Source organism: Hwanghaeella sp. (assembly GCF_965227365.1).
Taxonomy (GTDB): domain Bacteria; phylum Pseudomonadota; class Alphaproteobacteria; order UBA8366; family Aestuariispiraceae; genus Hwanghaeella.
Genome location: NZ_OZ245754.1, coordinates 69,132 through 96,097, shown reverse-complemented (window position 1 = coordinate 96,097; position 26,966 = coordinate 69,132). Strand labels below are relative to the sequence as shown.

20 protein-coding genes are annotated in these 26,966 nt (G+C 61.4%); 16 read left to right on the top strand and 4 right to left on the bottom strand.

Going from position 1 to position 26,966, the window contains the following annotated elements; all coding sequences use genetic code 11:
• Window positions 1-23: 23 nt before the first annotated feature.
• Together ACQK2G_RS00405 and ACQK2G_RS00400 are read right to left on the bottom strand one after the other, a co-directional pair.
• On the bottom strand, window positions 24-1,976 hold the full coding sequence (locus tag ACQK2G_RS00405) for a methyl-accepting chemotaxis protein (protein WP_425403031.1): 1,953 nt from the start codon (window positions 1,974-1,976) through the stop codon (window positions 24-26).
• A 189-nt stretch (window positions 1,977-2,165) separates the two neighbouring features.
• On the bottom strand, window positions 2,166-3,320 hold the full coding sequence (locus tag ACQK2G_RS00400; protein ID WP_425403030.1) for an alpha/beta fold hydrolase: 1,155 nt from the start codon (window positions 3,318-3,320) through the stop codon (window positions 2,166-2,168).
• Between the two features lie 219 nt (window positions 3,321-3,539).
• Between ACQK2G_RS00400 and ACQK2G_RS00395 the strand changes: the two genes are divergently transcribed.
• Window positions 3,540-7,091, top strand: coding sequence for an indolepyruvate ferredoxin oxidoreductase family protein (locus ACQK2G_RS00395; RefSeq protein WP_425403029.1), 3,552 nt, complete (start codon window positions 3,540-3,542; stop codon window positions 7,089-7,091).
• On the opposite strand, the gene ACQK2G_RS00390 is transcribed toward ACQK2G_RS00395, so the two are convergent.
• Complete coding sequence (locus ACQK2G_RS00390; protein ID WP_425403028.1) at window positions 7,092-7,679, bottom strand: Lrp/AsnC family transcriptional regulator; 588 nt, start codon at window positions 7,677-7,679, stop codon at window positions 7,092-7,094. It lies immediately after the preceding gene.
• Between ACQK2G_RS00390 and ACQK2G_RS00385 the strand changes: the two genes are divergently transcribed.
• The 3 genes from ACQK2G_RS00385 (at window position 7,660) to ACQK2G_RS00375 (ending at window position 11,573) form a co-directional block, all read left to right on the top strand.
• Window positions 7,660-8,187, top strand: coding sequence for a gamma carbonic anhydrase family protein (locus ACQK2G_RS00385; protein WP_425403027.1), 528 nt, complete (start codon window positions 7,660-7,662; stop codon window positions 8,185-8,187). The two genes, ACQK2G_RS00390 and ACQK2G_RS00385, sit on opposite strands and share 20 nt — an antisense overlap.
• 124 nt (window positions 8,188-8,311) lie before the next feature.
• Window positions 8,312-11,188, top strand: coding sequence for a DUF2339 domain-containing protein (locus ACQK2G_RS00380; protein ID WP_425403026.1), 2,877 nt, complete (start codon window positions 8,312-8,314; stop codon window positions 11,186-11,188).
• Window positions 11,189-11,327: 139 nt separating this feature from the next.
• The gene (locus tag ACQK2G_RS00375; protein WP_425403025.1) at window positions 11,328-11,573 is read left to right on the top strand and encodes a hypothetical protein; all 246 of its coding nucleotides are present in this window, start codon (window positions 11,328-11,330) and stop codon (window positions 11,571-11,573) included.
• Window positions 11,574-11,641: 68 nt separating this feature from the next.
• Here the strand turns inward: ACQK2G_RS00375 and ACQK2G_RS00370 are convergent, their stop codons facing one another.
• Window positions 11,642-12,529 (bottom strand): aldo/keto reductase, encoded by an 888-nt coding sequence (locus tag ACQK2G_RS00370; protein ID WP_425403024.1) that lies wholly within the window; start codon window positions 12,527-12,529, stop codon window positions 11,642-11,644.
• A gap of 282 nt (window positions 12,530-12,811) precedes the next feature.
• Here ACQK2G_RS00370 and ACQK2G_RS00365 point away from each other — a divergent pair, with 282 nt between their 5' ends.
• The 12 genes from ACQK2G_RS00365 (at window position 12,812) to pseB (ending at window position 26,966) form a co-directional block, all read left to right on the top strand.
• Window positions 12,812-13,822: a Gfo/Idh/MocA family protein gene (locus ACQK2G_RS00365; RefSeq protein ID WP_425403023.1), complete on the top strand. Its 1,011-nt coding sequence runs from the start codon at window positions 12,812-12,814 to the stop codon at window positions 13,820-13,822.
• Between the two features lie 82 nt (window positions 13,823-13,904).
• Window positions 13,905-15,323, top strand: coding sequence for a DegT/DnrJ/EryC1/StrS family aminotransferase (locus tag ACQK2G_RS00360; RefSeq protein WP_425403022.1), 1,419 nt, complete (start codon window positions 13,905-13,907; stop codon window positions 15,321-15,323).
• Complete coding sequence (locus ACQK2G_RS00355; protein ID WP_425403021.1) at window positions 15,320-16,072, top strand: cytidylyltransferase domain-containing protein; 753 nt, start codon at window positions 15,320-15,322, stop codon at window positions 16,070-16,072. The genes ACQK2G_RS00360 and ACQK2G_RS00355 overlap by 4 nt, the downstream gene beginning before the upstream one ends.
• Entirely contained in the window at window positions 16,069-17,250 is a 1,182-nt protein-coding gene (locus ACQK2G_RS00350) for an N-acetyl sugar amidotransferase (RefSeq protein WP_425403020.1), read from the top strand. Before ACQK2G_RS00355 ends, ACQK2G_RS00350 begins: the two co-directional genes overlap by 4 nt.
• Window positions 17,251-17,299: 49 nt before the next feature.
• A complete protein-coding gene (locus tag ACQK2G_RS00345) occupies window positions 17,300-18,691 on the top strand; it encodes an amidase (protein ID WP_425403019.1) in 1,392 nt (463 codons plus the stop codon).
• Window positions 18,688-19,257, top strand: a complete 570-nt coding sequence (locus ACQK2G_RS00340; protein ID WP_425403018.1) for a GNAT family N-acetyltransferase — start codon at window positions 18,688-18,690, stop codon at window positions 19,255-19,257. Before ACQK2G_RS00345 ends, ACQK2G_RS00340 begins: the two co-directional genes overlap by 4 nt.
• Window positions 19,258-19,270: 13 nt before the next feature.
• Complete coding sequence (locus ACQK2G_RS00335; protein WP_425403017.1) at window positions 19,271-20,767, top strand: hypothetical protein; 1,497 nt, start codon at window positions 19,271-19,273, stop codon at window positions 20,765-20,767.
• A 44-nt stretch (window positions 20,768-20,811) separates the two neighbouring features.
• Window positions 20,812-21,855 carry a radical SAM/SPASM domain-containing protein gene (locus ACQK2G_RS00330; RefSeq protein ID WP_425403016.1) on the top strand — a complete coding sequence of 348 codons (1,044 nt, stop codon included), beginning with the start codon at window positions 20,812-20,814 and terminating at the stop codon, window positions 21,853-21,855.
• A 43-nt stretch (window positions 21,856-21,898) separates the two neighbouring features.
• The gene (locus tag ACQK2G_RS00325; RefSeq protein ID WP_425403015.1) at window positions 21,899-22,939 is read left to right on the top strand and encodes a sugar phosphate nucleotidyltransferase; all 1,041 of its coding nucleotides are present in this window, start codon (window positions 21,899-21,901) and stop codon (window positions 22,937-22,939) included.
• Window positions 22,940-22,946: 7 nt separating this feature from the next.
• Window positions 22,947-24,776 carry an ABC transporter ATP-binding protein gene (locus tag ACQK2G_RS00320; RefSeq protein WP_425403014.1) on the top strand — a complete coding sequence of 610 codons (1,830 nt, stop codon included), beginning with the start codon at window positions 22,947-22,949 and terminating at the stop codon, window positions 24,774-24,776.
• A 42-nt stretch (window positions 24,777-24,818) separates the two neighbouring features.
• Window positions 24,819-25,859 carry a class I SAM-dependent methyltransferase gene (locus ACQK2G_RS00315; RefSeq protein WP_425403013.1) on the top strand — a complete coding sequence of 347 codons (1,041 nt, stop codon included), beginning with the start codon at window positions 24,819-24,821 and terminating at the stop codon, window positions 25,857-25,859.
• Between the two features lie 66 nt (window positions 25,860-25,925).
• Window positions 25,926-26,966 carry a UDP-N-acetylglucosamine 4,6-dehydratase (inverting) gene (gene pseB / locus ACQK2G_RS00310; RefSeq protein WP_425403012.1) on the top strand — a complete coding sequence of 347 codons (1,041 nt, stop codon included), beginning with the start codon at window positions 25,926-25,928 and terminating at the stop codon, window positions 26,964-26,966.

Genomic DNA, 26,966 nt, shown 5'->3' with positions numbered 1-26,966 from the left:
CGCCCGGCGGGGTTCTCATTTCGTCAGATGCTTCTCACATCCGCGAGGAAACCGGCGACAGAGGTCGTCACCGCTTCGGTCTGATTGCCGATCAGATCCGATGCACTGCGAACCTCGATGGCCGCCTTTTTGGTCGACTTCGCGCTTTCACTGACACCCTGGATGTTGCGGTTGACGTCCTCGACCGCTTGCGCCGCTTCCTCGACATTCCGGGAGATTTCGTTCGTCGCTGCCGTCTGTTCCTCGATCGCCGCCGCGACCGCCGCGGAAATTTCGTTCACCTGGTTCACGGTGTTCGAGAATTCAGTGATGCTCGAGACCGTTGTTCCGGTCGCCGCCTGTACCGCCGAGATCTGCCGCTCGATCTGCTCGGTTGCTTTCGCGGTTTCCGCCGACAGGGATTTCACTTCATTCGCAACGACAGCAAAGCCCTTGCCGGCATCGCCCGCACGCGCGGCCTCGATCGTGGCGTTCAGGGCCAGAAGGTTCGTCTGTTCCGCGATATCCTTGATCAGGTCGATCACTTCGCTGATCTGGGAGACCGCCGTTTCCAGATCGGTCACGGTTTTCACGGAAACCTGTGCCTGATCCACCGCCGACCGCGTGATGTGGTTGGCATTCTGGATCTGGCTGCCGATTTCGACGATCGACGCGGAAAGCTCTTCCGTGGCGGCCGCCACCGTTTGCACGTTCATCGCGCTTTCCGCGGAAGAACTGGCAACGGCGGAGGATTGCGATTCGACATTGTCGGAGGCCTTGTCCATGTGGCCGGCCGTCTGACCCATCTGCGTAACGGCGGAGCCGACCTGAGACAGGATTTCCTGGATCTTGGCATCGAAATCGGAAGTTCGCTGCATCAACTTCTCGGCCCGCTTCACCTGTTGTGCCTGGGCATCCCGCTGTTCCTCGGCCAGCGTGTCCGCGGCGATCAGTGAGTCGCGGAAGCTAAGCACCGACTGCGCCATTTGGCCGATTTCGTTGCGGTAATCCGTTGCCGGCACCTCGACATCCCGCCGGCCGCCCGCCAGTTCGCCCATGGTGTCCGTCATGGCCTGAATCGGCCCCGAAATGGCGCGCGCCACAAGCACTCCGACCAACGCGGCCACAAGGGTGACGACAACGATGACGACGGGAATGATGACCTGTGTCTGCGCCGTGATGGCGGCTGCACTGTCAACCGCCGCCGCACGATCCGCTTCAATGCGTTCCGCGACTTTCTCCATGACCGGTTCGATCTCGGCGAAGGTATCGGACAGTTGCTGGGTCTTTTCACCTAATGCCAGAACCAGTTCCGCCAATTCCTTGAACGAAGTCACGTAGGTATCCAGCAGGGCGTCTATTTCGGTGCGGGCCGATCCGGTCACACCGGCGGCATCCAACAGGGCAACCAGTTCGGTACGCCGGTCGTCGATGCGGCCGATATATTTCGGGTCGATCCGCAGCAGGAAGTCCTTTTCGTGCCGGCGCATCATCAACATCTTCACCAGCATCCCGTCGTCCTGCATGGTAAGCAGACGCTCTTCGACATTGTGCACGGCGGATCTGAGCTTGCCTCTCAGCCCGACCTTTTCTGTCAAACCGATTGCAACGACGTCTTCCGCGACCTGTCGGAACGTATCGTGATAGGTCGAAATGCCGGAGCCGATCGCGGTCAGGTCGGATGCACTTTCCGCCGGCACACCCAGTTCCTCCAACTGCGCCAGGCTGCTACGAATTTCGGCGACGACCTTGTTCAATTGTTCGATATACTTTTCGTCACGTCGCAGCAGAAAATCCTTTTCCCGCCGACGGGCATTAAGGAAAAGATACTGTACTGTCTGCACGACGGAACTGCGCGCTTTGGCCGTTTCGGCAGCCTGACGCTGGGCGTTTACCGAACCCTCACCCCAGAAATATACGCCGCCGATGATCGCGAAGCCGACGACCGCCAGACCGACGATCGATAGAACCTGCTTCAGGATTGTGAAGTTCTTCATTAGGAACTGTCTCCGAACGTTGAAACGGCTTCGCCGCCATCGCCCCGCAAACGGGGACGAATGCGCGAAACCGGAGCCGCGGAACAAACCGCAGCCGCCACGAAATTTATGAATTTCGGCGCATATGAGGGTAATTGAGTATATAAATGGTTAACGCGACCGATTTATTAACCGACAGCGAATACCGGGTCAGTTTTCGAGGAGTTCCTTGATCGTTCGGACACCCGCCGCGGAAATAGCATGTCGGGCATGGCTTTCATCGATCGTGACGGTGAAGGCGCCGCCGCTTCCCGCGCCCGCCAGCGTATTCTTCACCGCACCTTCATAATGTTTTCCCTTAACGTTTCGGAAACAGCAGCGATCATAGCGGTTGAACAATTGATGATAGGCGCGGCCTTCGCCTGCCCCTGCGAGGACGAAAAGGTCCAGGAAGGATACCGGGCCGTTCTCGGCGAGTTCCCGGGCGATGCCGAACAACCTGTCCTGCCCCTCGCGCAGATAGGGCGGCAGAATGCCGGCGGCGGCGACCGTCCGCCGCAAGCGTTCGTCGACCGCCGCGGCCATTGTCACCGTCGCCGCCCCGGCGGAGAACCCCAAGGCGTCGACCTGATCGAAGCCAAGGACTTGCAGCAGATCCAACCCGGCCAGAACGGGTTCCACATGGATCGCGACGGGATCATCGACCAGCGAAAGCTCCTGTTGCAGGTTGGCGATGCAGCCATCGCCGTCGGGCACCTTTGTTCCATCCGCCCGTTTGTCGCAATCGATCTCCCGCGTATTCTCGCCATAGCCCAGTTGGTCGAAGGCAAGAATGGTCCAACCGTCCTCCAGAAACGGCTCAAGCCAGTCGCGCGCCGCCGTAAAGGTGGACGCCATACCGTTATGATAGATAAGCGCGCGCCCCGCCCCGGGACCTTCCGCGTCCTGCTTCGGTTTCAGCAGATAACCATAGGAAATCACGTCCGGCCGCGGATTGATGTAGAACTGGTTGACCGATCTTAACCCGTTCCAGTCCAGGATTTCCGCTCCGTGGGACCATCCGGACCTGGGGTCGTAGAACCGGGCCTTGCGCCGTTCCGCCGGCACGGTTCCGTAAATCCACCCCAAAAGGGAAACCCGGGCGGAGGCGACATCGGCGGCGGTCTGAATCGACAGAAGCGCGGCTGGGTCGGTTTTGGTCAGCGCCGGGTCGATTTCCTCGAACATATAGGGGCTGGATGCTTTCATCCGCTTGTACAGGGTGTTCACCGGGTCCAGCACCTGGGCGGCAATCGCCAAACCACCAGCAAGAACCAGGATGACCGCCAATACGATACCGACCCGCTTCATCCAGCTTGCACGCATATCTTCAATATCCCGTTCCTGGTCCGATCCCCATGCGAGAAAACATTCCGCGGGCCGCTTTGGCAAGCTGGCGGCCAAATGGTAATTTTTCCCTATTATTAAATAGAATCCGGTTGATTATTCCCTTAACGGCATCCTGAACACCGACAAAGGTAAGAATTTTCCCAACCTCGGGACATATCCTGCACACAGATATTTCTGTGTATCGGGAGAATTTTCGTGCGCCTTCCCTCGACCGACCTCTCGGCCGCTCACGACAGCCTTACGCTCGACAGCGATTATTCCCTGGACGACCGATATGCGCGGCAGTTAGGCCGGGTATTCCTGACCGGGACGCAGGCGCTCGTACGCCTGCCGATGCTTCAGGCACTGGCCGACAAGGCGCGGGGGCTGAATACCGCCGGGTTCATTTCCGGCTATCGGGGCTCGCCGCTCGGCATGTATGACCAAGCTCTATGGCAGGCGGAAAAGCATTTGAAACCGCTCAACATCCGGTTTCAGCCGGCGGTCAACGAGGATCTCGCCGCAACAGCGGTGCTCGGCAGCCAGCAGGTGGAAACCGAGGGGTCGGCCACCGTCGACGGCGTCTTCGGTCTTTGGTACGGCAAGGGGCCGGGCGTCGACCGCTCGGGCGACGCGCTGAAACACGGCAATGCCTTCGGCTCCTCTCCCCATGGCGGCGTGCTGGTTGTCTGCGGGGATGATCACGGCGTCGTCTCCTCCTCCATGCCGCATCAAAGCGATCAAGCCTTGATGGCCTGGTCGATGCCGGTGCTGAACCCCGCCAGCGTCGAGGAATATCTCGGCTTCGGCCTTTTCGGTTGGGCCCTGAGCCGGTTCAGCGGCGCCTGGATCGGCTTCAAGGCGATTTCCGAAACGGTCGAAAGCGGTGCCTCGGTCACGCTGCCGGATAGCTTCCCAGATTTCGTGACGCCGGATGATTTCACGCCGCCGCCCGGCGGGCTGCACTACCGGAACGGCGATTTGCCGAGCCTCGCAATCGAAGAAAGGCTGCGATTCAAGCTCGAAGCGGTCACCGCCTTCGCCCGCGCGAACCGGCAGGTTTTCGCCATCGACCGCGCCATCATCGACAACCCCGGCGCGACGCTCGGCATTGTAACCGCGGGGAAAGCGCATCTCGATTTGATGGAGGCGCTGCGCCTGCTGGGCCTCGACGACCACGCCTTGCGGCGGGCCGGAATCCGGATTCGGAAACTCGGGCTGACCTTCCCGATCGAACCGGTGGCGATGGAGGAATTCTGCACCGGTCTTTCCGACCTGCTGGTGGTGGAGGAAAAGGGCCCCGTCGTCGAAGGCCAGATCAAGGACCGGTTCTACAACGCGCCGGCCGACCGACGCCCGCGCCTCTGGGGCAAGTCCCGGCCCGATGGTGCGGCTTTCCTGCCCGGCTGCGGGGAAATGCGTCCGGCGCGGCTCGCCCGGTCACTCGCCGAATTCCTGGATGCCAATGCCCCTTCCCTGCAGGCGGGCGCGCGCCTGGTTCGCGCCGGTCTCGCCCCGAAAGGACCTGAAGCCGCCTCGCTGGCCGGCATCAGCGGCTCCGCCAAGCGCATGCCCTATTTTTGTTCCGGCTGTCCGCACAACACCTCAACCAAGGTGCCGGAAGGGTCCAAGGCCTTCGCCGGGATCGGCTGCCATTTCATGGCCAGCTGGATGGACCGCAAGACCAGCGGCCTGACCCAGATGGGCGGCGAAGGCGTGAACTGGATCGGCCTCGCCCCTTTCACCAGGACGAAGCATGTCTTCCAGAATTTGGGCGACGGCACCTACTATCATTCCGGTCTGATGGCGATCCGCCAGGCTGTCGCCGCCAAGGCCAATATCACCTACAAGATCCTTTATAACGACGCGGTGGCCATGACCGGCGGCCAGCCGGTGGACGGGACATTGACCGTGACGCAGATCATCGACCAATTGCGCGCCGAAGGTGTGACACGGATCGAGCTGGTGACCGACGATCCTTCGCGGTATGCCGGTTTCCGGGAAGTTCCCGTGCATGACCGTGCCGAACTCGACGCTGTTCAGCGCGATCTGCGTGAGGTCGAAGGCGTTTCCGCGCTGATCTACGACCAGACCTGCGCGACGGGAAAACGGCGCCGCCGGAAAAAGGGGGAGTTTCCCGACCCGCCGAAACGCGTCGTCATCAACGATCTGGTCTGCGAAGGCTGCGGCGATTGCGGCGTGAAGTCGAACTGCCTGTCCGTCGCGCCGCTGGAAACCGAATTCGGGACCAAGCGAGAAATCGACCAGTCCAGCTGCAACAAGGATTTTTCCTGCCTCAACGGATTCTGTCCCAGTTTCGTGACGGTCGAGGGCGGACAATTGAAACGCCGCTCCGGCGCGGATCTGTCGGAGGCGGAATTCACCGGCCGGCTCGCCGCGCTGCCGCATCCCCGCTACCGGCAAACGGATGGGAAACCGGCGGAAATCCTGGTCGCCGGCGTCGGCGGCACCGGCGTCGTCACCGTCGGCGCGCTGATCACCATGGCGGCCCATCTCGAAGGACGCGCGGCCAGCGTGCTCGATTTCATGGGGTTCGCGCAGAAGGGCGGCGCGGTGTTGAGTCATGTCCGCCTCGGCGCAAAAGGCGAAAAATTGAACCAGGTGCGGATCGAACCGGAACAGGCCGATCTGCTGCTCGCCTGCGATCTCGTCGTCGCCACCGCGCCGGAGGCTGTCGCGACCCTCAAACCGGGTCGCTCGCGCGTCATCGCCAATAGCCAGACGATCCATACCGCCGCCTTCCTGAAGGACCCGAAAGCGATACAGAAACCGGACGTGATGCTGGATATCCTGTATCACGTTTTGGGCCATGACGGCGTCGACAGCCTGAACGCGACCAAGGCCGCCCTGACCCTCATGGGCGATTCCATCGGCGCTAATATTCTGATGCTGGGCTATGCCTGGCAGCAGGGCGAAATTCCCGTTTCCCTTGACGCCCTGATCCGCGCCATCGAGCTGAACGGCGTCGCCGTTAGCGCCAACAAGCGCGTTTTCGGCTGGGGCCGGCTGCTCGCCGCCGAACCGGAAGCCGTTGCGGAATTGCTCACCGAAACGGATGGGCCCGACCGCTTCAAACCCGCCGAAAACCTGGATGAGATCATCGCCCGACGGGTCGACTTCCTGACCCGGTATCAGGACGCCGCTTATGCAAAACGCTACGCCGACCGCATCGCCGCCCTGCGCGCCGGGGAGAAAGCCTTGAACGGACGAGAAGAATTGACCGAAGCCGCCGCCCGGTCGCTGTTCAAGCTGATGGCCTATAAGGATGAATACGAGGTCGCGCGACTGTTCACGGAAAGCGATTTCGAGACCCGGATCTCCCGGCAGTTCGAGGGCGATTACAAGATCGCCTATCACCTCGCGCCCCCGGTTCTGTCACTCCCCGGCGCCGACGGCGCGGAACCCAGGAAGCACCGTTTCGGCCCCTGGGCTCGCCCGGTCATGAAGGTCCTGGCGCGGTTCAAGGGCCTGCGCGGCAGTTGGGCCGATCCCTTCGGCTATTCATCGGAACGCCGGACCGAACGGGCCTTGATCCGGCGGTTCGAGAATACAATCGATGAAATCACTCGGAGCCTGACCGAAGCGAACCGGGAAACCGCCCTGGCGCTGCTGTCCCTGCCGATGGAAATCCGCGGTTTCGGACCGGTGAAGCACCGCGCGCTCGAAGCCGTTCTGCCGCAATGGGACAAGCTGGAAGAAGCCTATCGCACCCCGCCGGAAACCGCCTATCGCTACGCCGCAGAATAGTCAGAGCGGCAGGGCGGTGGCGTATTTCACGCGCCGCAGCGAGAAGCGCGAATTCACCGAGGCGACCTGCTTCAGCTTCAGCAATCGGCCGGAAAGGAAGCGTTCGTAGTCTTCCATATCCGCCGCGACGATGCGCAGATGATAGTCGCGGTCGCCGGTGACCGCGTGGCATTCCAGCACTTCCGGCCAAAGCGCCACCGCGCGTTCAAAGGCGGCGACCGTGTCGTCATGATGATCGTTGAGCGAGACCGAGGCCAGGACCGTCAGGCTGAGACCCGCGCGTTTCGGATCGACCAGCGCCACCTGGCCCACGATCACCCCGTCGTCGCGCAATTTCTTGACCCGCCGCCAACACGGGCTTTGCGACATGCCGACCCGTTCGGCCAGTTGCGCGATGGGGATATCCGCCTCCTTCTGCAGGATGGCGAGGATCTTCCGGTCCATGTCGTCGAGCGTGCTCATGCCCATGAGATTAGACCGCACCGCCGCCCGCAACCAGCCCGCTTGCAGCACCTTGCCGCCGATGCAACTCTTGCCGCCAACCAAAGACACATCAGGAGGCGACCCCATGTCCAAGCCCGTCATCATGCCCTTCAAGGGCGTTTCCCCCACCATCGGAAAGGACGTCTTCGTCGCCCCGACGGCCGCCCTGATCGGCGATGTGCGACTGCATGATCGCAGCAGCGTCTGGTTCTCCTGCGTGCTGCGCGGCGACGACCACTATATCGAGATCGGCGAGGATACGAATATCCAGGACGGCACGGTCATCCACGTGTTCGAAGGCAAGTTTCCGACCATCGTCGGCAAGCGCGTCACCGTCGGCCACGGCGTCATGCTGCACGGCTGCGTACTGGAAGACGATTGCATGGTGGGGATCGGCTCCAAGGTGCTGGATGGCGCGCATGTGGAATCCGGCGCGGTCGTCGCCGCCGGCGCGGTCATCTCCCCAGGCAAAAGGGTGAAATCCGGCGAGCTTTGGGCCGGGGTTCCCGCCAAGCCGGTGCGCGAGGTCCGCGACGCGGAGCGCGGCTTCATCAAGGAGAATTGGCGGCATTATCACCACGAGCTCGCCAAGGTCTATCTATCTGAAAATTAGGCCGTAAACCGCCGTCGTATCTGATGTTTGGGCCATCGGCGCACGGTTTCGCCAAATTATATATTGAACATCGTTCATTTTATTTCTATTTATTGAACATCGTTCATTTAATTGGGGACGCGGCATGTATGACAATCTTGGTTTGCTGCTGTTGGCGGTTGGGCTTTCCATTGTGGCTTCGCCGATCATCGCGATCAGCGCGCATGCGCGTATCGGAAAACTGCGAGGGGAGATCGCGGATCTGCGTCGCGACCTGCAAACGCTGGCGCGACGGCAAATGGAAACTGCCCCCCAGGCGGCCCCATCGCCAGAGGCGCAGCCGGAACCCGCCCCACCGCCGGAACCGGAGCCGAAACCTGAACCCGAACCCAAGCTTGAACCCAAACCTGAACCCAAGCCCGAACCCGGGCCGAAACTCGAACCGAAACTCGCGCCGATCGATGAACCGGCATCCCCCCCCGAGGCGACCGCCGAAATCAGCGAACGCGCCCCGGAAGACGAACCCGAAGAAACCGCCGGACAATCGGAGAACCGGGCGGCGGAAACCGCAAAGGCCGCGCACGCAGCTGCTGCCCGGGCCGACACGGTGCATGGAAACCGCCGCAACGACGCCGCCGCGAATGAGTCGAGAGAAACAGAAGGCGAGCACACCTTCGCGACCAAATGGCTTGTCTGGCTGGGCGGTCTGACCATCGCGCTGGGCGGGGTTTTCCTGGTCAAATACAGCATCGATCACGGCCTGCTGACACCGGCCATGCGCATCGCCGCCGGCCTGGCCCTCAGTATTGCGCTGGTAATCGGCGGCGAGTGGGTCCGGCAAAAAACCGCCCAGCCCGGGAAGAGCGCCACAAAGCGGGATTTCGTTCCGGCCTCCCTGACCGGCGCCGGGGTGGCGATCGGTTTCGGCAGCATCTATGCCGGCTATGCCCTTTACGGCCTGTTGTCGCCGCTCTTCGCCTTTGCCGCGATGGCCGGGATCTGCACGCTCGCCCTTGGTCTGTCACTGCTGCATGGGCACTTCGTCGCCGTCCTCGGCGTGCTCGGCGGCCTTGCCATACCCGCCCTGGTGCAAACGGACAGCCCGTCTGCCTGGGCTCTGTTCGCCTACCTGACCTGTATCGCCGGCGCCGCCTTCGCCATCATCCGGTATAAGGACTGGTGGTGGCTGGCGACCGTCACGCTTCTGGGAACCGCAGGATGGCAATTCCTGTGGATCACCGCCGGCGCGGCGGATCAATCGCTGCTGCCGCTTTACCTGCATATGCCGGCGGTCTTCGCCGCGGCCTTGCTGGTCAGATCCGGCGACAGTTTTGGCGGCCCCGTCCGTGACCTCGCGCATCCTCTGGACATCGGCGCCCTTTCGCCGAACCAACGCATGGTAACGATCGCCGCCGCGGTTCTGGCCGGTATGGGGCTGTTCATGCTGATGCGAACGTCGCACGGGACTGATGCGGTTCTGTATGCCGGGATCGTCATCGCCATCCTTGGCGGCGTTGCCTTCCGCGCCCGAGTCCTGGACAGTCTTGTCCCGATCAGCGCCGGCCTCGCGCTGACCGGCCTGTTCACCTGGATCGTGCCGAACCAATCCGGTTATCTGGGATTGAGTCTGTTCGACAACAGCAATCTGGCCGAACTCGCGCAGGTCCCCTTCTCCCCCGAGTTCCGCGCCTTCGGCCTGTCCGCCGCGATTGCCGCTGTATGGTTCGCCGGGCTCGGATTCGCCGGCCTGTTCAGGCAAGGCCGCCGGGATCTGTGGGCCGCCGTATCAACCACCGTCCCCCTGGCCGCCTTCATGCTCGCCTATGCAAAACTGTCGTCCTTGCTGCCGGACACACTGTGGGCCGGCCTGGCCATGGCCATCTCTTGTGCCGCGATCGGCGTGATCGCCCGAATAGCCCATCGTCGGACGGAAGCCTTCATGGAAAGCGCCATCGGCCTCTACGCCTTGGCGGCCTTGTCCGCGATCGGTCTCTCCCTGACCATTCTATTGGACGGGTCCTGGCTGACCATCGCACTGTCCTTGATGATCCTGGCCGCTGCCTGGGTGAACGACAGGTTCGAGATCGCCTATCTGCGCCCCGCTTCGGCAATCGTCACGGCGGTGATCCTGGCGCGGCTGGTGATGCTGAACCAGTTCCCCTTTACGCTGGCCGAAGCCCAAGGCGGCGCGGTCTGGATACTGTACAGCTACGGCCTGCCCGCGCTGGCCCTAGCCCTGGCCGGCAGACTGTTCCGCAAACAGAAGGACGACTTCCTGGTCGGCCTGCTTGAATCCGGCGCCATCGCGCTTGCCACCGCAACGGTCAACCTGGAGATACGGGAGTTCTTCGGTACGGTTACGACCTGGCCGAACCGACTGACTCTGACCGAAGTCAGCCTGCATAGCCTGAGTTGGTTGATGTCCGGCATTGCGCTGTACCACCGCAACGCCGTCCGCCCCCGCCCCGTCCATTATGTGGCGTCCCGCCTGCTGCTGACCCTGGGCGCATTCACCGTGGCGGCGCTGCAGGTGCTGTGGCTCAATCCCTTCAATGGCGAACCTGTCGGAGAGACGTTCTTCTTCAATACTCTGTTGATCGCTTATCTGGCCCCGGCGCTTTGCGCGGGTGTCATGGCCTGGCTCGCCCATCGCAACGGGGAAAGGAAACTTGCACGCTTGGTTTCGGCCGCGACCGCCGGCCTGACCTTCTTGTGGATCAACCTGGAAATCCGCCATCTGTTCCACGGCACGCGGCTGGATATCGGCCCGACAACGGATGCGGAACTCTACACCTATTCCATCGTCTGGCTGCTCTGCGCGGCCCCCTTGCTGGTCCTCGGACTTCTGCGAGACAAGCGGACACTGCGCCGCGTCGGTCTGGGCCTCGTCCTGTTGACGGTCGCAAAAGTGTTCATCGTCGACATGGCGGACCTGGACGGCCTTTACCGGGTGGTCTCCTTCCTGGGCCTGGGATTCAGCCTGGTTGGAATCGGTTACCTCTACCAAAGGTTCTTCAAATGAGGCCTGCTCCCTGGACAGCGTCAAACCGACCCAATTCGCGGAAAGGTCTAGCACTATGACAAAACCATGACATTTTCCTTCGAAATGCGCACTTTGTGCGCTACCCTCTCCGATGAGGGGCGAAAAATGGAGGTATGCAATGGAGCTTGCGCTATTGGTGCTGCTGATAGATCCGACGCCGTCGGCCTCATTCCAACCCATCAATCAGATCTACCGGTATGTACCGGCCTATGAATGCCGGGCAGCGGAAAAGATCTACGCCGCCTATCCGGACCGCATCGCTGTTTGCCTCGACGGCATCGAAGAGGAATTGTCTATCGATGAGATCGTCGCGATGGCAAACGAGCAAAAATCGATCCCGTTGACGGAGAAGACCGTCCGGTAGCGCCCCCGCAAGTTCGACGGCAATGGACCGTGAGACCGTCACCCGGCCACCAGGCCGGGCGGTGGGCCCTACTTCCAGGTACGCGGATCGACCAGGGCCGGCGGAATATCGACGAGGGCGGCATCGATATCGTCGAAGAGTTCCGTGAGGCGCCCGGTATCGTCCGGCACTTTCTTCAGCGCCTCGATCTGCGCCACCGAGCGAAACCCGATGACGAGATGGCTGTTCGGGATGCGGTGCGCGATATAGGCAACGGCCAAGGCCGCCGGCGAAAGCCGCGCCTTACGCGCCTTTTCCCGAAACACGGACACGAACGGCCCCAATCCGCGAATATGGGTGGGCAATTCTTCCGGCTTCATCAAAAGCGCCCCTTGTAGATAGAGGCTGCGCAGTTGAAGGATCGCGCCGTGTCGATCCGCGACGAATGGCAGGCTCGACCCCATCACCCGGCGGTCGAGAATATTCGCCGGGGCCTGAATCAGGGCCATGTCTTCACGGATTTTGAACGCGTCAATGGCTTCTTCCGGCCCGTAACAGGAAATGCCGTACCCGCCGATCAGTCCATCCGCTTTGGCACGATCGAGGCAATCACGGACGACTGTCCGTTTGAAATCATCCGCATGATGGCAAAGATAGATGTCGAGCCTTTCCAGCCCGAGATGCCCAAGGGTCGTCCGCAAGGCCGACGCGAAGGCGTCGGGCACCTCCGCGTCCGGCAATTCCTCAAGCATGGGAACCTTGCTCGTAATCAGCGGCAGTCTACCGCGAGACGAAATCCAGGCCCCGATCCTGGATTCGGCATCGCCATAGATCCGGGCGGTGTCGAAGCGGCGAATTCCCGCATCCCAGGCGGCATCCATTTGGCGGAAGCATTCCGTCACGCTCAACCGCCGCTTCGCCAAGCCATAGGCCAAGCCGAGCTGCACCGTCCCCAACCAAACGCGATCTAACTGCATAACGTGAAATTTCCTGCCCGACGTCGCGCCATTGATGCCTTGACTTCAACTCGGATCGCAACCATAAAAACCGGGTCGGCAGGGATTCTTGCCGACTGCGGTAGCATTGGAAACATCTCTTTTGAACCGCCCGAAGCCATCGGGTTCCGATATGAACCCGCTTATTGATTGGCAGGCAGATACACCCGCTTCCTTATCGGACCGCCCCGGCGCGGCCCCGCGCAAAGACAAACAGGACATGACACTCAACAATCAACACCCCTTTCCAGGGTCGGTCGACGCATGTTCAAAGCCGTCCTAGTCGGGTTGGGCCAAGTCGCTTGGCGGTTCGACGACGAACCGGGCAGAACGGTCATCGCGACGCATCTCGGCGCCTACCGGGCCGTCGCCGACAGCATCGAACTGGCGGGGGCCTTCGACCCGTCCGAGGCGGCGAGATCGGATTTCGCCGCACGTCATCCGGAAGTGCCGCTGTTCGACGATATCGGCGAAATGATGCGCGCCTGCGAACCGGAAGTCGTCAGCGTCTGTTCCCCGAACGACGCCCATCGCGATGCGGTGGAAACGATTTTCGCGATCCGGGCGCCGCGAATTCTCTGGTGCGAAAAGCCGCTGGCCACCAGCGTCGAAGATGCGGAAGCGATCGCGGAGCTTTGCGTCAGGAACAAGACGGAACTGTTGGTTTCCTACGTCCGCGAGTGGCATCCGCTGTGGCAGCGCTTCAAGGAACGCATGGATAGCGGTGAGATCGGTGAGATAACCTGCCTTCGGGTCGCCATGCCCAACCGGCTTTGGAGCATCGGCAGCCATGCCGTCAGTCTGCTTCGATGGCTTGGCGGGGAGATCACGTCCATGCGGGGCCTGCCCGTTCCCGCGTTGACGCAGCATGGGGAACCTGCGGTTTCCGGGCTGTTTCTGTATAGCAGCGGCGCATCGGGTATCCTTCAGGTCACCAGCCGACGGAACGACCTTGTCGTGGAGGCGGAGGCCATCGGGACCGAAGGCCGCCTGATCTGCCGCGAAGGCACCGGATCGATCTCAACCGAGATGTTCGCGGAAAGCGCCCGGTTCTCCGGTTACCGCGAGTTGAGCCTTCCGGCCGTCGAGACGATCGAAACACCATCGACGCATTCTCCCTTCATCGTCATCGCGCGGGAAATCGCGGATCGGCTGGAAGGGAAATCGCACGAGGAAGAGGACGGCGCCGCCGCCGCCCTGCAGGTCCAGGTCCTGTTGGAGCAACTGGCGGACACGGTTCGCGAACCTGCCGAGCCGGGTGGCGCGCCGGTCTGATTCCCCCAAGGATCCGAATATCGGCCCGAACACCGGCCCGAGCATCGGTCTGAACAAAGGTCTGAATAAGGATTACCGGCCCATGGCTGATTCCCTTGCACTATTCGGCGGCGCGCCCGCGCGGACGACCCCCTTCAACGTCGAACCCATGGTCGACGGCGCGGAAGAGGAAATGGTCCTGCGCGCGGTTCGGGAGAAGAACTTCTCCCGCTATATCGGGTCCGTCATGCCGAATATGGAAGACGTGCTTCGGATGCCGAGTGCGGAAGCCGCATCGCTCAGCGAATACTGGCACTTCCTGGGCGGGGAAAATGTCCGCCAGTTCTCCGCCGGTTTCGCCGCGAAGATGGGCGCCAAATACGCCATTCCGATCAACGCGGCGACGACCGGGATCAGCGTCGCCCTGGCCGCCGCACGGGTCGGGCCGGGGGATGAGGTGATCGTGCCCGCCATCTCCTATACCGCGACCGGCAGCGCGGTGCTGCTGTTCAATTCCATTCCGGTCTTCGTCGACGTCGAACCCGACACCTTCTGTATCGATCCGAAAAAGGTCGAAGAGGCGATCACGCCGCGAACCAAGGCAATCCTGCCCGTTCACCTGACCGGCAATGTCGCCAATATGGACGCCTTGAACGATATCGCCGATCGGCATGGCCTGGTGGTCATCGAAGATGCCGCGCAGGCGCCGGGCGCCAAATGGCGCGACCGCATGGTCGGCACGATCGGGAAAGCCGGTGTCTTCAGCCTGCAGCAATCCAAGAACATCATGACCGGCGAAGGCGGCATGATCGTCACCGACGACCCGGAACTGGCCCGGCGCGCGCGGCTGATCATCAATCACGGCGAGGTCGTCTTCGAACCCGATGACGATCCCTCGGACATGGAAAACATCATCGGCTGCAATTTCCGCATGCCGGAACTTTGCGCCGCGGTCGGACGGGCGCAGTTGGAAAAGCTGGATACGGTGAACGACTGGCGCAGCCGCAACGCGGATATCCTGCGCGAGGAACTGTCCGGCCTGCCGGGGATCGACCTGCCGCCGAGCCAGCGGCACGGCAACGGCCCGGCGGAGGATGTGCCACATCTTTTCGTCGCGCTGCATAACGCCGAGGCGATGGGTTGCAGCCGGGCGGTCTTCGTTGCCGCGCTGCGCGCCGAGGGCATTCCCGTCGGCACCGGTTATCTGCGGACCATGTATGCGAACCCAACCTTCCTGAATCGGGTGGCCTATGGCGCCAAGGGCTGTCCCTGGACCTGCAATGGGGGCGGCAGTCCGGATTGGCCGGTCTATGAAGCGGGCATGTGCCCTGTCGCCGAAAGCCTGCTGGAAGAGAAGTTCCTGTGGTTCTACCACATCGCCCATCCCTCGACCGAGCAGGACATGCGCGATATCGGCCGTGCGGTGAAGAAGGTGGTCGCCGAACGGGCCAATCTCGCCGGGCTGACCCAGGCGGATCTCGGCGCCCTGGCCAAGAAGTCGCAAGGGCGGATCGGCACATGACCGCGGGACAACCGGCCGAACGGATCAGCCTTGGCGTGGTGGTCGCGCGCGGCGCCTCGAAGCGCCTGCCGCGCAAGAACGTTCGCCCCCTGGCGGGGTTGCCGCTGGTCGCCTGGACCTGCCGGGCGGCGATGGCCAGCAAGATCGATCGGGTCATCCTGTCGACCGAGGACGCGGAGATCGCCGAGATCGGGCGGGCGGCGGGAATAGAGGTTCCTTTCACGCGGCCCGTCGCGCTGGCCGAGGACTACGCCCGCGACACGGACATCCTGCTGCATGCTGTCGACAGCGCCGAGGAAATCTACAACGAGCGCTACCGGACCGTGGTGCTGATCCAGGCGACGACGCCCTTTGTGCGCCCGGAACATTTCGACGCATGTCTGGATCGGCAGTTGAGCGGCGGTTTCAATTGCGTTTTCTTGGCCCGCAAGGTGGAAGACCATCCGCGTTGGATGTGGACGGCCGACGACGCCGGACAGGCGGAGCCGTTCATGACCGGCAGCCTGAGCGCCGACGAGCAGCACAGCCAGAACCTGCGGCCGGTCTATTATCCCAACGGAGCCGCCTGGGCGATCGACCTGAAGACCCTGCGCGCGCGTGAGGAAGTCTATTGCGCGCCCCTTGGGCTGGTGGAAGCGCCCGCTGAATTTTCCGTCGATATCGACGATGCGCGCGACCTGGCGGTCGCCGAAGCGGTCGCAGCCGAATGTAAAATCGAACCTGTCGCTGTACGGGGAGAAGTGAAATGACCCAGGATTATTCGGATTCCTTGAACCGCACGCCGAACATGCATCCGGAGGCCCTGCGCCCCGACCCGGAGCGGGAATCGGGCGAACCGCCGTTCCCGAAGATGAAATACTGCACCCGCTGCTGCATGCCGGAAACCAGCGAGGCGATCGGTTTCGACGAGTTGGGCATCTGTCATGCCTGCCGGTCGTCGGAACAGAAGATGCGGATCAACTGGGCCGAGCGGCAGAAATCGCTGGCCAAGATTCTGGACGACGCGAAAGCCAAGGCCGGCAACAACTACGACTGCGTGGTGCCGATCAGCGGCGGGAAGGACAGCGCCTTCCAGCTGCACATTCTGGTCAAGGTCTTCGGACTGACGCCGCTGGCCGTGACCTTCAGTCACAACTGGTTCACCGAGACCGGCAAGCACAATCTGGCGACCATCCTGGACAAGCTTGAAGTCGACCACATGATGTATACGCCGAACCGCGGTTTGGTGAACAAGCTGGCCCGGAAATCGCTACCGATGATCGGCGACAGTTGCTGGCATTGCCATGCCGGTGTCTGGTCCTATCCCTTCCATGTCGCCTGCAAGTTCAAGATCCCGCTGATCATCTATGGTGAATCGCCGGCGGAATTCTCCGGCCGGACGACCTATTGGGAACAGGACCTGGGCGAAAAGAAGGACTTCGTCAAAACCGGCCTGCGGGAATCGATCAAGGTTCCGGCGGAAAAGATGGTCGGCGACGGCGTCAGCCGCCAGGAACTGAACCTGTTCTTCCCGCCGAGCGAAGAGGAACTGGTCGAGGCCGGAATCTACGGCGTCTTCCTGGGCGATTTCGTGTTCTGGGACCATGAACGCCAGACCGAGTTCCTGGTCGATGAATACGGCTGGCGCGAGGACAAGGTCGAAGGCTCGTACAAATGGTACAAGAGCGTCGAGTGCAAGATGGCCGGCGTCCACGACTATGCCAAATACATCAAACGCGGATTCGGCCGCGGCACGGATTTCGCCAGTCAGGACGTCCGCGCCGGCCTGATGACCCGGGAGGAGGCTTTCGACCTGGCCGCGCAGGTCGATGCCGAACGGCCCGAAATGCTCGACTACTATCTGGAAATCACCGGCTATTCCGAGGAGGAGTTCTATCGGATCCTCAAGGAAAAGCGCGACGACAAAGGCAAGGACGTGCTGGGCTGAGCCGCAACCGGCCCGCATTCACCCATCAAGCTGGAATTCGATCCCACTCATGAGCCTTCCGAATACCGAAAAGCAAACCGCCGGGCAGATAACCTCGCTGCCGGAACTGGCCGTCAACACCGTCGCGGAATGGACCGCCAGCGAGTATATCGACATGCTGCGCAGCCGGCAGGTCACGGCCGCGCAATACATGCAGGCCTGCCTCGACCGGATCGAGCAGCTCGAACCCCGGCTGCATGCCTGGCACATCTACGATCCCGACCTCGCCCTGCAACGGGCGGCCGAATTGGACGCGAAATTCGACGCGGGCACGCCGTTGAAGGCGATGCAGGGCGTCCCGCTCGGGGTGAAGGACATCTACAACACCTACGACTTCCCGACCGGCATGGGCAGCACCATCATGGACGGGTATACGCCGGGCAACGACGCCAGGCTGGTATCCGACATCCGCCTTGAGGCGGGGATCGTCGTCGGCAAGACCGAGACGGCGGAATTCGCCGTGCATCATCCGGGCCCGACGATCCATCCGCTCGACCAGGCGCGCTCGCCGGGCACCTCTTCCAGCGGCTCGGCCGTCGCGGTCGCCTCGCGCATGGTCCCGGTGGCCCTGGCCAGCCAGACCGCGGGGTCGATCATTCGCCCGGCCAGCTATTGCGGCATCTACGGCTTCAAGCCGTCCTTCGGCCTGTTGCCGCGCACCGGCGTGTTGAAGACCACGGACACCCTGGACAGTCTGGGCTTCATGGCGCGGTCGATCGACGATCTGCGCCTGCTGTTCGAAGTCTGCCGGGTACGGGGCCACAACTATCCGATCAGCGAAACCGCCCTGAACGACGAGACCCGTCAAACGGTCGCCAACAGGCCCTGGAAGATTGGCGTCGTCGCCGGCCCGAAGACGGAATTCGAAACCGCCGAGGCCCGCGCCGGGCTGGACGCGGCCGTCGCAAAGCTGGCCGCGGCGGGATGCGAGATCGTCGACTTCCGGCTGCCGGCGGAATTCGACGAAGCGCATGACATGCACGAGCGGATCTACAGCCGGGCGCTCGCCTATTATTTCGATCTGGAATGGAAAGCCGATCAGTCCCTGTTCAGCGAGACCATGCAGAACATGATCGAGAGCGGTCGCGCGGTCGATCCGGCGCAATACCAGAAGGACGTCCAGCTGCAGTCCGCCCTGTCGCGTCAGATCGACAAGGCCGCCGCCGAGGTCGACATTCTGATCGGCCTGTCGACGGCGGGCGAAGCGCCGACGGGCCTGTATAGCGGCGACCTGCCCGATCATTGCCTGATCTGGACCGCCTGCGGCATGCCGGCGATTTCGATCCCGGCGCTGAAAGGCAGGGAAAACCTGCCGGTCGGCATCCAGATCGTCTCGCGCCGCTATAACGACTATCTGCTGCTGAAATTCGCGGATCACCTGCAGGCCGTGCTGACCGCATGAGTGAAACCGCGAGTCCTGTCCTGAAAGGGCGGCGCCTGACGCTGCGTCCGTTCCTGCCGGGTGACGTTCATGACCGCTATCTGGATTGGCTCGCCGATCCGGTCGTGAACGAATACTCCCAGCGGCGCGGCGCGCCCCGGCCGACCGCACGGGAGGCACAAGCCTATCTTTCCGGCCTCGCCGAGGGAGAAGCGGTGCTCGGCATCCATCACCCGGAGCACGGCCATGTCGGCAATGTGAAATTCGGGCCCGTCGACAGGCCCAACGGCCGGGCGGATATCAGCATCCTGATCGGGGAACCCGCGGTCTGGGGCAAGGGCGTCGGAACGGAAGCGATCTACCTTGTGAGCAAATATCTGTTCCGGACCGAGGCCCTGAACCGTGTCGACGCCGGCAGCCGGAACCCGGCCTTCATCCGCGCCGTCACCAAGCTCGGCTGGAAGACGGAAGGCGTTCTGCGCCAGCGGATCGGCACCCCGGAAGGGTACAAGGATTACACCCTGCTCGCTCAATTGGCCGAGGAATTTACCGAACGGCCGGAATTCGAGCAGGCCATACAGGATTGACCGGATAGAAGTGATGTCTGAATTCGAAACGATCGCCTTGCTGGCAAATGCGCAGAGCCGCCTGCTCCTGCTCGATATCGTGCGCGAGTTGAAAAAGCGGCACGGCAGCACCGTGCATCTGTATTGCTGGACCAAGGAAGAGGTCGCCTATTACGAAAAGCGGAACGAGGACGGCGCCCTCGCCTCCATCATACAGGCCCCCACCCTGGCGAACCTTGCCCTGGAAGAGCCCGCCGACCCCGCCGCCGCGATCGAAACCGCACGCGAATGGGAAGCGAAGATCGGCCGGACCTATGCCTCGATGAATGTCGCGAACCGCCATCTCGGCCGGGGCTACGCGCTGGGTGGCTTTTATCACCCAAGGTCCAAGCAGGCGCTGGAATCGACCGACAACTCGACGATCAACGCCTATAATCGTCATTTCGAGTATTGGGAAAATGAGATCCGGGAAAAGGCGATAACCCTTGTCCTGGGCGGACCGGCGGAAATTCCCTGCATCTGCCGGGTCATGGGTGTTCCCTACCGGAAGCTGGCCGGATCCCGACACAAGAACCTGCATTTCTGGACCTGCAACGAGTTCAACGAAAGCGAATTGCTGCCCGCTGCCTATAAGGACATGGACCTTTCGGCGTTTTCCCGTCACGTCCTGGACAAACCCTACAAGCTGGTCGGCGCGGTCGACGCGCAATTCCTGAAGAGAACGCGGATCAGCAATCTTGCCGGACGATTGGCCGACATGTTCTTGCGGCACATGTATTGGCGCATCCGCGGTTACGAAAAGGCGCGCGGCTACCGGCTGTACGACCAGATTTACATGCTGTACCGCATGTGGCGGGACTCCCGGCGCATGTGCGGGAAGGAAATGGTTCGCCTGGCCGATCTGGAGAACACGCGTTTCGTCTTTTTCCCGCTGGCGACGGAGCCGGAAGTGGCCCTGCAGCAGTTCTCACCGGAATTCTTTTTCCAGCACACGGCGATCGCCGCCCTGTCGCGCGACCTTCCCGCCGGCGTCAAACTTGTCGTCAAGGAAGCAAGCGTCGGCGTCGGGCGCCGACCGGACAACATGTACGACCAGATCGCGGAATTGAAGAACGTGGTCTGGATGGATATCCGGGAACAGGGCTTCGCCGTCGCCCAAAAGGCAGACGCTGTCGCCGTGATCACCGGATCCTCAGGGTTCGAAGCCGCGACAACCGGCACGCCGGTGATCAGTTTCGGGGCCCACAATCACTACAACATGCTGCCGCATGTGTTCCATATCAGTGATCTCTCGGCGCTAGCCCCGGCGATCGCCAAGATTTTTGACGGCAAGCTGGATCGGGAGGAGGCGGCACAATGCGGCGCGGCCTATCTGCAAGCCGTCGTCGACACCTCTTTCGATCTGGGCGCCTATGACTATGTGGATATGTCGAGCTATGACGATGCGGTCATCGCCGGCGCCTGTGACGCGCTCGAAAGAGAATTTCCCGCCGCGCTTGGTAGCGCGGACATGATGCGGTCCGCCGTTTAGGTTTCAACGGCCTGCCCAAAACGAATTTTCGATTGGATGATAGAATGAGCGATATCGACAACAATACGCAGACGGATGACGGGCTCGGCGCCCTGTCCGGCGAAATCAACAAGCGCTTCGACATCGGGGCGCATGATCTGGCGCCGCCGTTGCCGGGCAAGATTTCCATCGAAATCAATAACTCATGCAATCACATGTGCTTCTTCTGTCCGAACCCGACGATGACCCGCACCCGCGCCGTGATGAAGCCGGATCTGGTGCATACCGTCATGAAGGACGCCGCGGCGAACGGGATCAAGGAGATCAGTTTCTACAGCACGGGCGAGCCCTTCCTGAACAAGCAGCTTCCCAGTTTCGTGAAGGCGGCCAAGGATCTGGGTTTCACCTATGTCTACCTTTCCTCGAACGGCGGACGCCCGGTTTCACCACGTTTGGAAGCGGCCCTGGATGCCGGCCTGGACAGCATCAAGTTCTCCGTCAACGCCGGCGACCGGGAGACCTATGAACTGGTCCATGGGCATGACGATTTCGAAGAGGTGATCAACAACATCGAACGCTGCGCCGAATATCGCCGCACCAAGAACCCGAAACTGCGCCTGTTCGTCAGCTTCGTCGAAACCGAGCAGAACAAGCACACTTTCGACACGCTGAAAGAACGGGTCGGGCATTTGGTCGACGAGGTCGTGCGATATCCGTTCATCGTGATCGGCACACCGCTGCACAAATCCGCCGATCGGAACGGGACGCCGCGTCCCTATGTCAGCTATGAGCATGTCGATCGGTCCATCCCGCTGAACCGCCAGCGCACGGCACTGCCCTGCTATCAGCTGTGGTCCTATCTGAACGTCAGCCTGGAGGGTTATCTGCTTGCGTGCTGCAGCGACTTCAACGCGGATCTGGTGGTCGGTAATCTGAACGACCAAACCCTGATGGAGGCCTGGCATTCCGACGAGTTCAAGGAGCTCCGCCAGCGCCATCTAGACCGCAAGATCAAGGGCACGTTGTGCGAAGGCTGCGTGGTCCAGAAAAGCCGGCCCTACGAGCCGATCAACCCGCATCTGATGCATGGCAGCGGACAGGAAGAATAGACCGAGTGGATTTGCTGGTCTGTTCGGTCGACGGTAAGGACAAATGCTGCGGATAACCGATACCGAACCGTATACCTGTCGCCGGGACACCCCCCTGCGGACGATACTGGAACGGATCAACGCCACCGATCTGCTTTGCCAGCTTGTGGTGGACGATGACGGCAGGCTTGCCGGCACGGTCACCGATGGCGATATCCGGCGCGGACTGTTGCACGGCTTGACCCTCGACGCGCTTGCCGAGGAGTGCATGTTCACGGCCTTCAAGTTCGGATTGAGTTACGATCCGGACGGCATCAAGGATCAGCTGTTCGACAAAGGCCGGCCGGTCAATTTCCTGCCCGTTCTGGACGATCAGTCGAGACTGGTCGAAATCGTCAGCCTGAACCGGCAGACCGGCGCGGGTATCGAGCAGGCCCTGATCATGGCCGGCGGCTTCGGAACCCGGCTGGGCGAATTGACCAAGAACACACCGAAACCGCTGGTCGAGGTCGCTGGAAAGCCGATCATGGAACGGGTGCTCCTGGCTTTGGAAGAGGCAGGCATCGACAGGACCGACGTCGCCGTTCACTACCGGGCCGACCAGATCCGGACCTATGTCGACAAAAGATCCAACAAAGCCTCCATCTCCCTGATCGAAGAGAGCGAACCCTTGGGCACCGCCGGGGCATTGGCCCTGCTGCATGAAACACCGAAGGCCCCGGCCCTGGTGATGAACGCCGACGTCGTCACCGATATCGACTTCGCGGCGCTGCACCAGTTCTATTTGCGTCACGACTACGACGCCGTCGTCTGCGTTTCACCCTATTCCTTCGATATCCCGTTCGGTGTCGTCGAGTTCGACGAGGCCGGCGGCTTTCGCGGCATCCATGAAAAACCGAAATTCACCCGCCATATAGCGGCCGGGGTCTATTACCTTTCGCCGGAGATCTTCGCCCTGGTCAGGAAGGGCGAGCGCATCGACATGCCGGACGTGCTGGAGCGCGCGCATGAATTGGGCATGAAGATCGGCGTATTTCCGATTCATGAATACTGGATCGATCTTGGCGGCCCGGCCGACATCAACACCTTTGCCAACGATCGGTAACCCTGCCGTGCTTCTTCCCGGTATTGTCCAGAATCTGCGAACGCTGAAGGTCCCGAAACACTGGATCGTCATCCTGATAGCCGTTCAATTGGGGGCCGTCGTTTTCGAAGGGATCGGTATCGGCATGCTGCTGCCGATCCTGGAATATCTCTCCAACGCCTCCGTGGACGGCGCGGCCGAACCCACGGGCCGGATTTGGCAGATTCTGGACCAAGTCCTGTCGGTGGTCGGATTGACGCCGACACTGGCCCCTCTGCTGGCACTTTGCTTCCTTGCAATTCTGATGCGGCAGGCCTTCTTCTTCATCCGCGAGATGTTTGTCGGTTACGTCACATTCGAACTGGCGCGGCGTATCCGGAACATGGCTTTCGAACGCTTCGTCCATGCCAAGCTTTCCTACCATGACAAGCTCAAGGGCGGCGATTTCGTCAATGAGTTGACGATGGAATTGGAAGGGACTCTCAGCGCCGTTCGCTCGTCGATCAATTTCGTCAGCTTCTCGCTGATGCTGGTCGGTTACAGTATCGTCGCCGTCACGATCTCGCCGATGCTCAGCCTGGGCGCCATTCTGGTCTTCGCCGTTTCCGGTATCGGTCTGAGCTTCCTGTTCCGGCGCATGCGGGATGTCAGTATTCGGGCCACGGCATCGAACCAGAAGCTGCTGGCCTTCCTCGTCGAACGTCTGAAGCATGTCCGCCTGATCCGCCTGGCGGGTGTGGAACAGGCCGAAACCGAACTTCTGCGAGACTTCACCGCCAAACAGCGGGACGTGGCCCTGGAACGGCGCCGGATTTTCGCCCTGATGACGACGGCGATCGAACCGGTAATCCTGTTGGCCGCTTTCGTCCTGCTCTACGCCTCGTCCGAAGTGATGGGAATGAAGCTGGAACGTATTCTGCTGTTCTTCTTCATCCTTGTCCGGCTTGTTCCCGTGGTCAAAGACCTGATTGCCCACCGCCAGGGTTATCTCGGCAATATCGGCTCCGTCGATGTCGTCGTGCGGCGGCTCAATGAATTGGAGCAGGATCGGGACGAGAATACCGGGACCCGGAAATTGGAGAAGATCGCCGACGGCATCGCTTTCGACGACGTGCATTTCTCTTATGGTGCGGGAACCGATGACGGTGACGGTGCGAAGGCCCTGCATGGCGTCACCCTGACCTTTCCGGCCGGCAGGATGAGCGCCATCGTCGGCCCGTCGGGAGCCGGAAAATCCACATTGATCGATTTGCTGCCGCGGCTGCGCCGCCCTGATAGCGGTCGCATTACCGTCGACGGCGTGCCCATGGAGGAGTTCCGGACCGACAGTCTGCGGCAGGCGATCTCCTTCGCGCCCCAGCAGCCGCAAATGTTCAACGTCTCCGTCCGCGATCACATTCGCTACGGCTTTGCCGAAGCAACCGAGGATCAAATCGTGGAAGCGGCCAAACTGGCCAATGCCTATCACTTCATCATGGGACTGCCCGAAGGGTTCGATACATTGCTGGGCGAGAACGGCAACCGCCTTTCGGGCGGCCAGCGCCAACGGCTGGACCTGGCCCGCGCGCTGGTGCGCAAGGCGCCCCTTTTGGTGTTGGACGAACCGACCGCCAGTCTGGATGCAGAATCGGAAGCGCTGTTCCGGGCGGCGCTGACGCGCATCCGTGAAGAGACCGACATCACGATTGTGCTGATCGGCCACAACCTGGCGACAACGGCCAATGCCGACCAGATCGTGGTTCTGCGCGCAGGAAAGGTCGAAGCGGCAGGCCCCCATGCCGAGTTGCTGGAAACCAGCACCTGGTACGCAAACGCGTTCAACGGTCAGTCCGCCGCATCGCATGCGGTTGCGTTCTGAAGAGGCTCTCCGACAAGGGGTGGAAGGGAAGACTGTAGACAAATGCTGAAATTCGGAAAAAGCGCCGGTGCGCTGCTCTCCCAGAAAGCCGATTTCTTTTCGGATAACGACCGTCTCCAGGCGGAACTCTCGAAAATCGGCGCCGTTTACAAGCAGCAGCCCCTGCGCAAGACCTGCAAATGCTGTGATGCGCCATTGTCCGGCGCCTCCTTCACCAAGCAGGAAATCGCCTATACGATCTGCGACCGATGCGGCCATCTGTCCGGTGCGCATGAAGACACGGATGCCTTCTGCGCGGCGGTCTATACGGCGGCCGGCGGCGCGGATTATGCCAAAACCTACACCGCGCAGGACCGGGAGGCATACCGGAGCCGTGTCAGCGGGATCTATGCGCCCAAGGCCGAGTTCCTTGGCGAAGCCCTGACGGAACAGGGCGAAGATCCTGCCTCGCTTCGCTATGCCGATTTCGGCGCCGGGTCCGGGTATTTCGTCGCTGCCATGCGCGATGCAGGCTGGACGAGTTCGACCGGTTACGAGGTCTCCAGCGTTCAAACGAACCTTGCCAACCAGATGATCGCCCCCGGGGCCGTCGTTCAGCACGAGTTGGACGACACCGTTTCCATGGCAGGCGAGATCGAAGCCGACGTCGTCTCCATGATCGGGGTTCTCGAACATGTCCAACATCCGCGGGACATATTGGCGGCACTGAAAAGAAATCCGAATGTCAGGTATTTCTTCATCTCGATTCCGCTTTTGAGCACCAGCGTTGTTCTGGAGTCGATTTTTCCGAAGGTCTTCCAGCGTCAATTGTCGGCCGGGCACACCCATCTCTTCACCGAAAAGTCGATCGATTGGGTTTGCCGGGAATTCGGATTGGAACGGGCCGCGGAATGGTGGTTCGGCACCGACATGGTAGACCTTTTCCGCTCCGTCCTGGTCGAGTTGGAACGGAATTCGGAAACCCGTGATCTGTCACCGATGTGGCGGGAGACGATCGTTCCCATGATCGACGACATGCAGATGCTGCTGGACCGGCGCAAGCTTTCCTCAGAGGTCCATATGCTGCTGCGCTTCAAGGACTAGGCCCATCGGGCGGCTCTGTGCCGCAACCGACATTCGATACTCATTCAATAAAGAAACGAAGAAACGATGACCGGAAATACCGACTTCAATCCCAAGCCGACCGTTGACCTGAACGGGAAGGGCATCCTTGTCACCGGCGGCACAGGATCTTTCGGGCAAGCCTTCGTTCGACGTGTCTTGGAAAGCTATAAGCCTTCCCGGCTGGTGATCTTCAGCCGTGACGAACAGAAACAGGTCGCCATGGAACGGCAGTTGTCCTCGACCGACCATCCGGCGCTGCGCTATTTCATCGGCGATGTGCGGGACGAAGCCCGGCTGCGGCGCGCGATGAGCGGCATCGACTATGTCGTCCACGCCGCCGCGATCAAGCATGTGCCGGTTGCGGAATACAATCCGATCGAAACCATCAAGACGAACATCCTCGGCGCGGAAAACGTCGTGAACGTGTCCCTGGATGCCAAGGTCAAAAAGGTCATTGCGCTGTCGACCGACAAGGCCGCAAACCCGGTCAACCTGTACGGCGCCACCAAACTGTGTTCCGACAAGCTGATCGTGGCGGCGAACAATCTAGCCGGCGAAATGGGCACGAAGTTCGGTGTCGTCCGCTACGGCAACGTGCTTGGCAGCAACGGCAGTATCGTCCCCGTCTTTCGGGAGATGATGGCGCGCAAGGTCGAGTCCCTGCCGATCACCGACAAACGCATGACCCGGTTCTGGATCACACTTGAACAGGGCGTGGATTTCGTCCTGCAAAGCCTGGGTGAGATGGTCGGCGGCGAGATCTTCGTGCCGAAAATTCCGAGCATGAGCCTGACGGATCTGGTCGGAACGATAGCGCCGGGTTACCCGACCCACGAAGTGGGTATCCGCCCTGGCGAGAAACTGCACGAAGCCATGATCACGCGCGATGACGCCATCAACACCCTGGAATACGACAACTGCTTCATCATTGCGCCGACGAACATCCCGAAGAACAAGTCGGTGACTTACAGGATCCTCGGCAAGGAAGGCGCACGGGTGCCCGACGGCTTCGAATACCGGTCTGATCTGAACGACGCCTGGCTGACGCCCGAAGGCTTGATGGCCCTGATCGAGAAGGCCGAATAA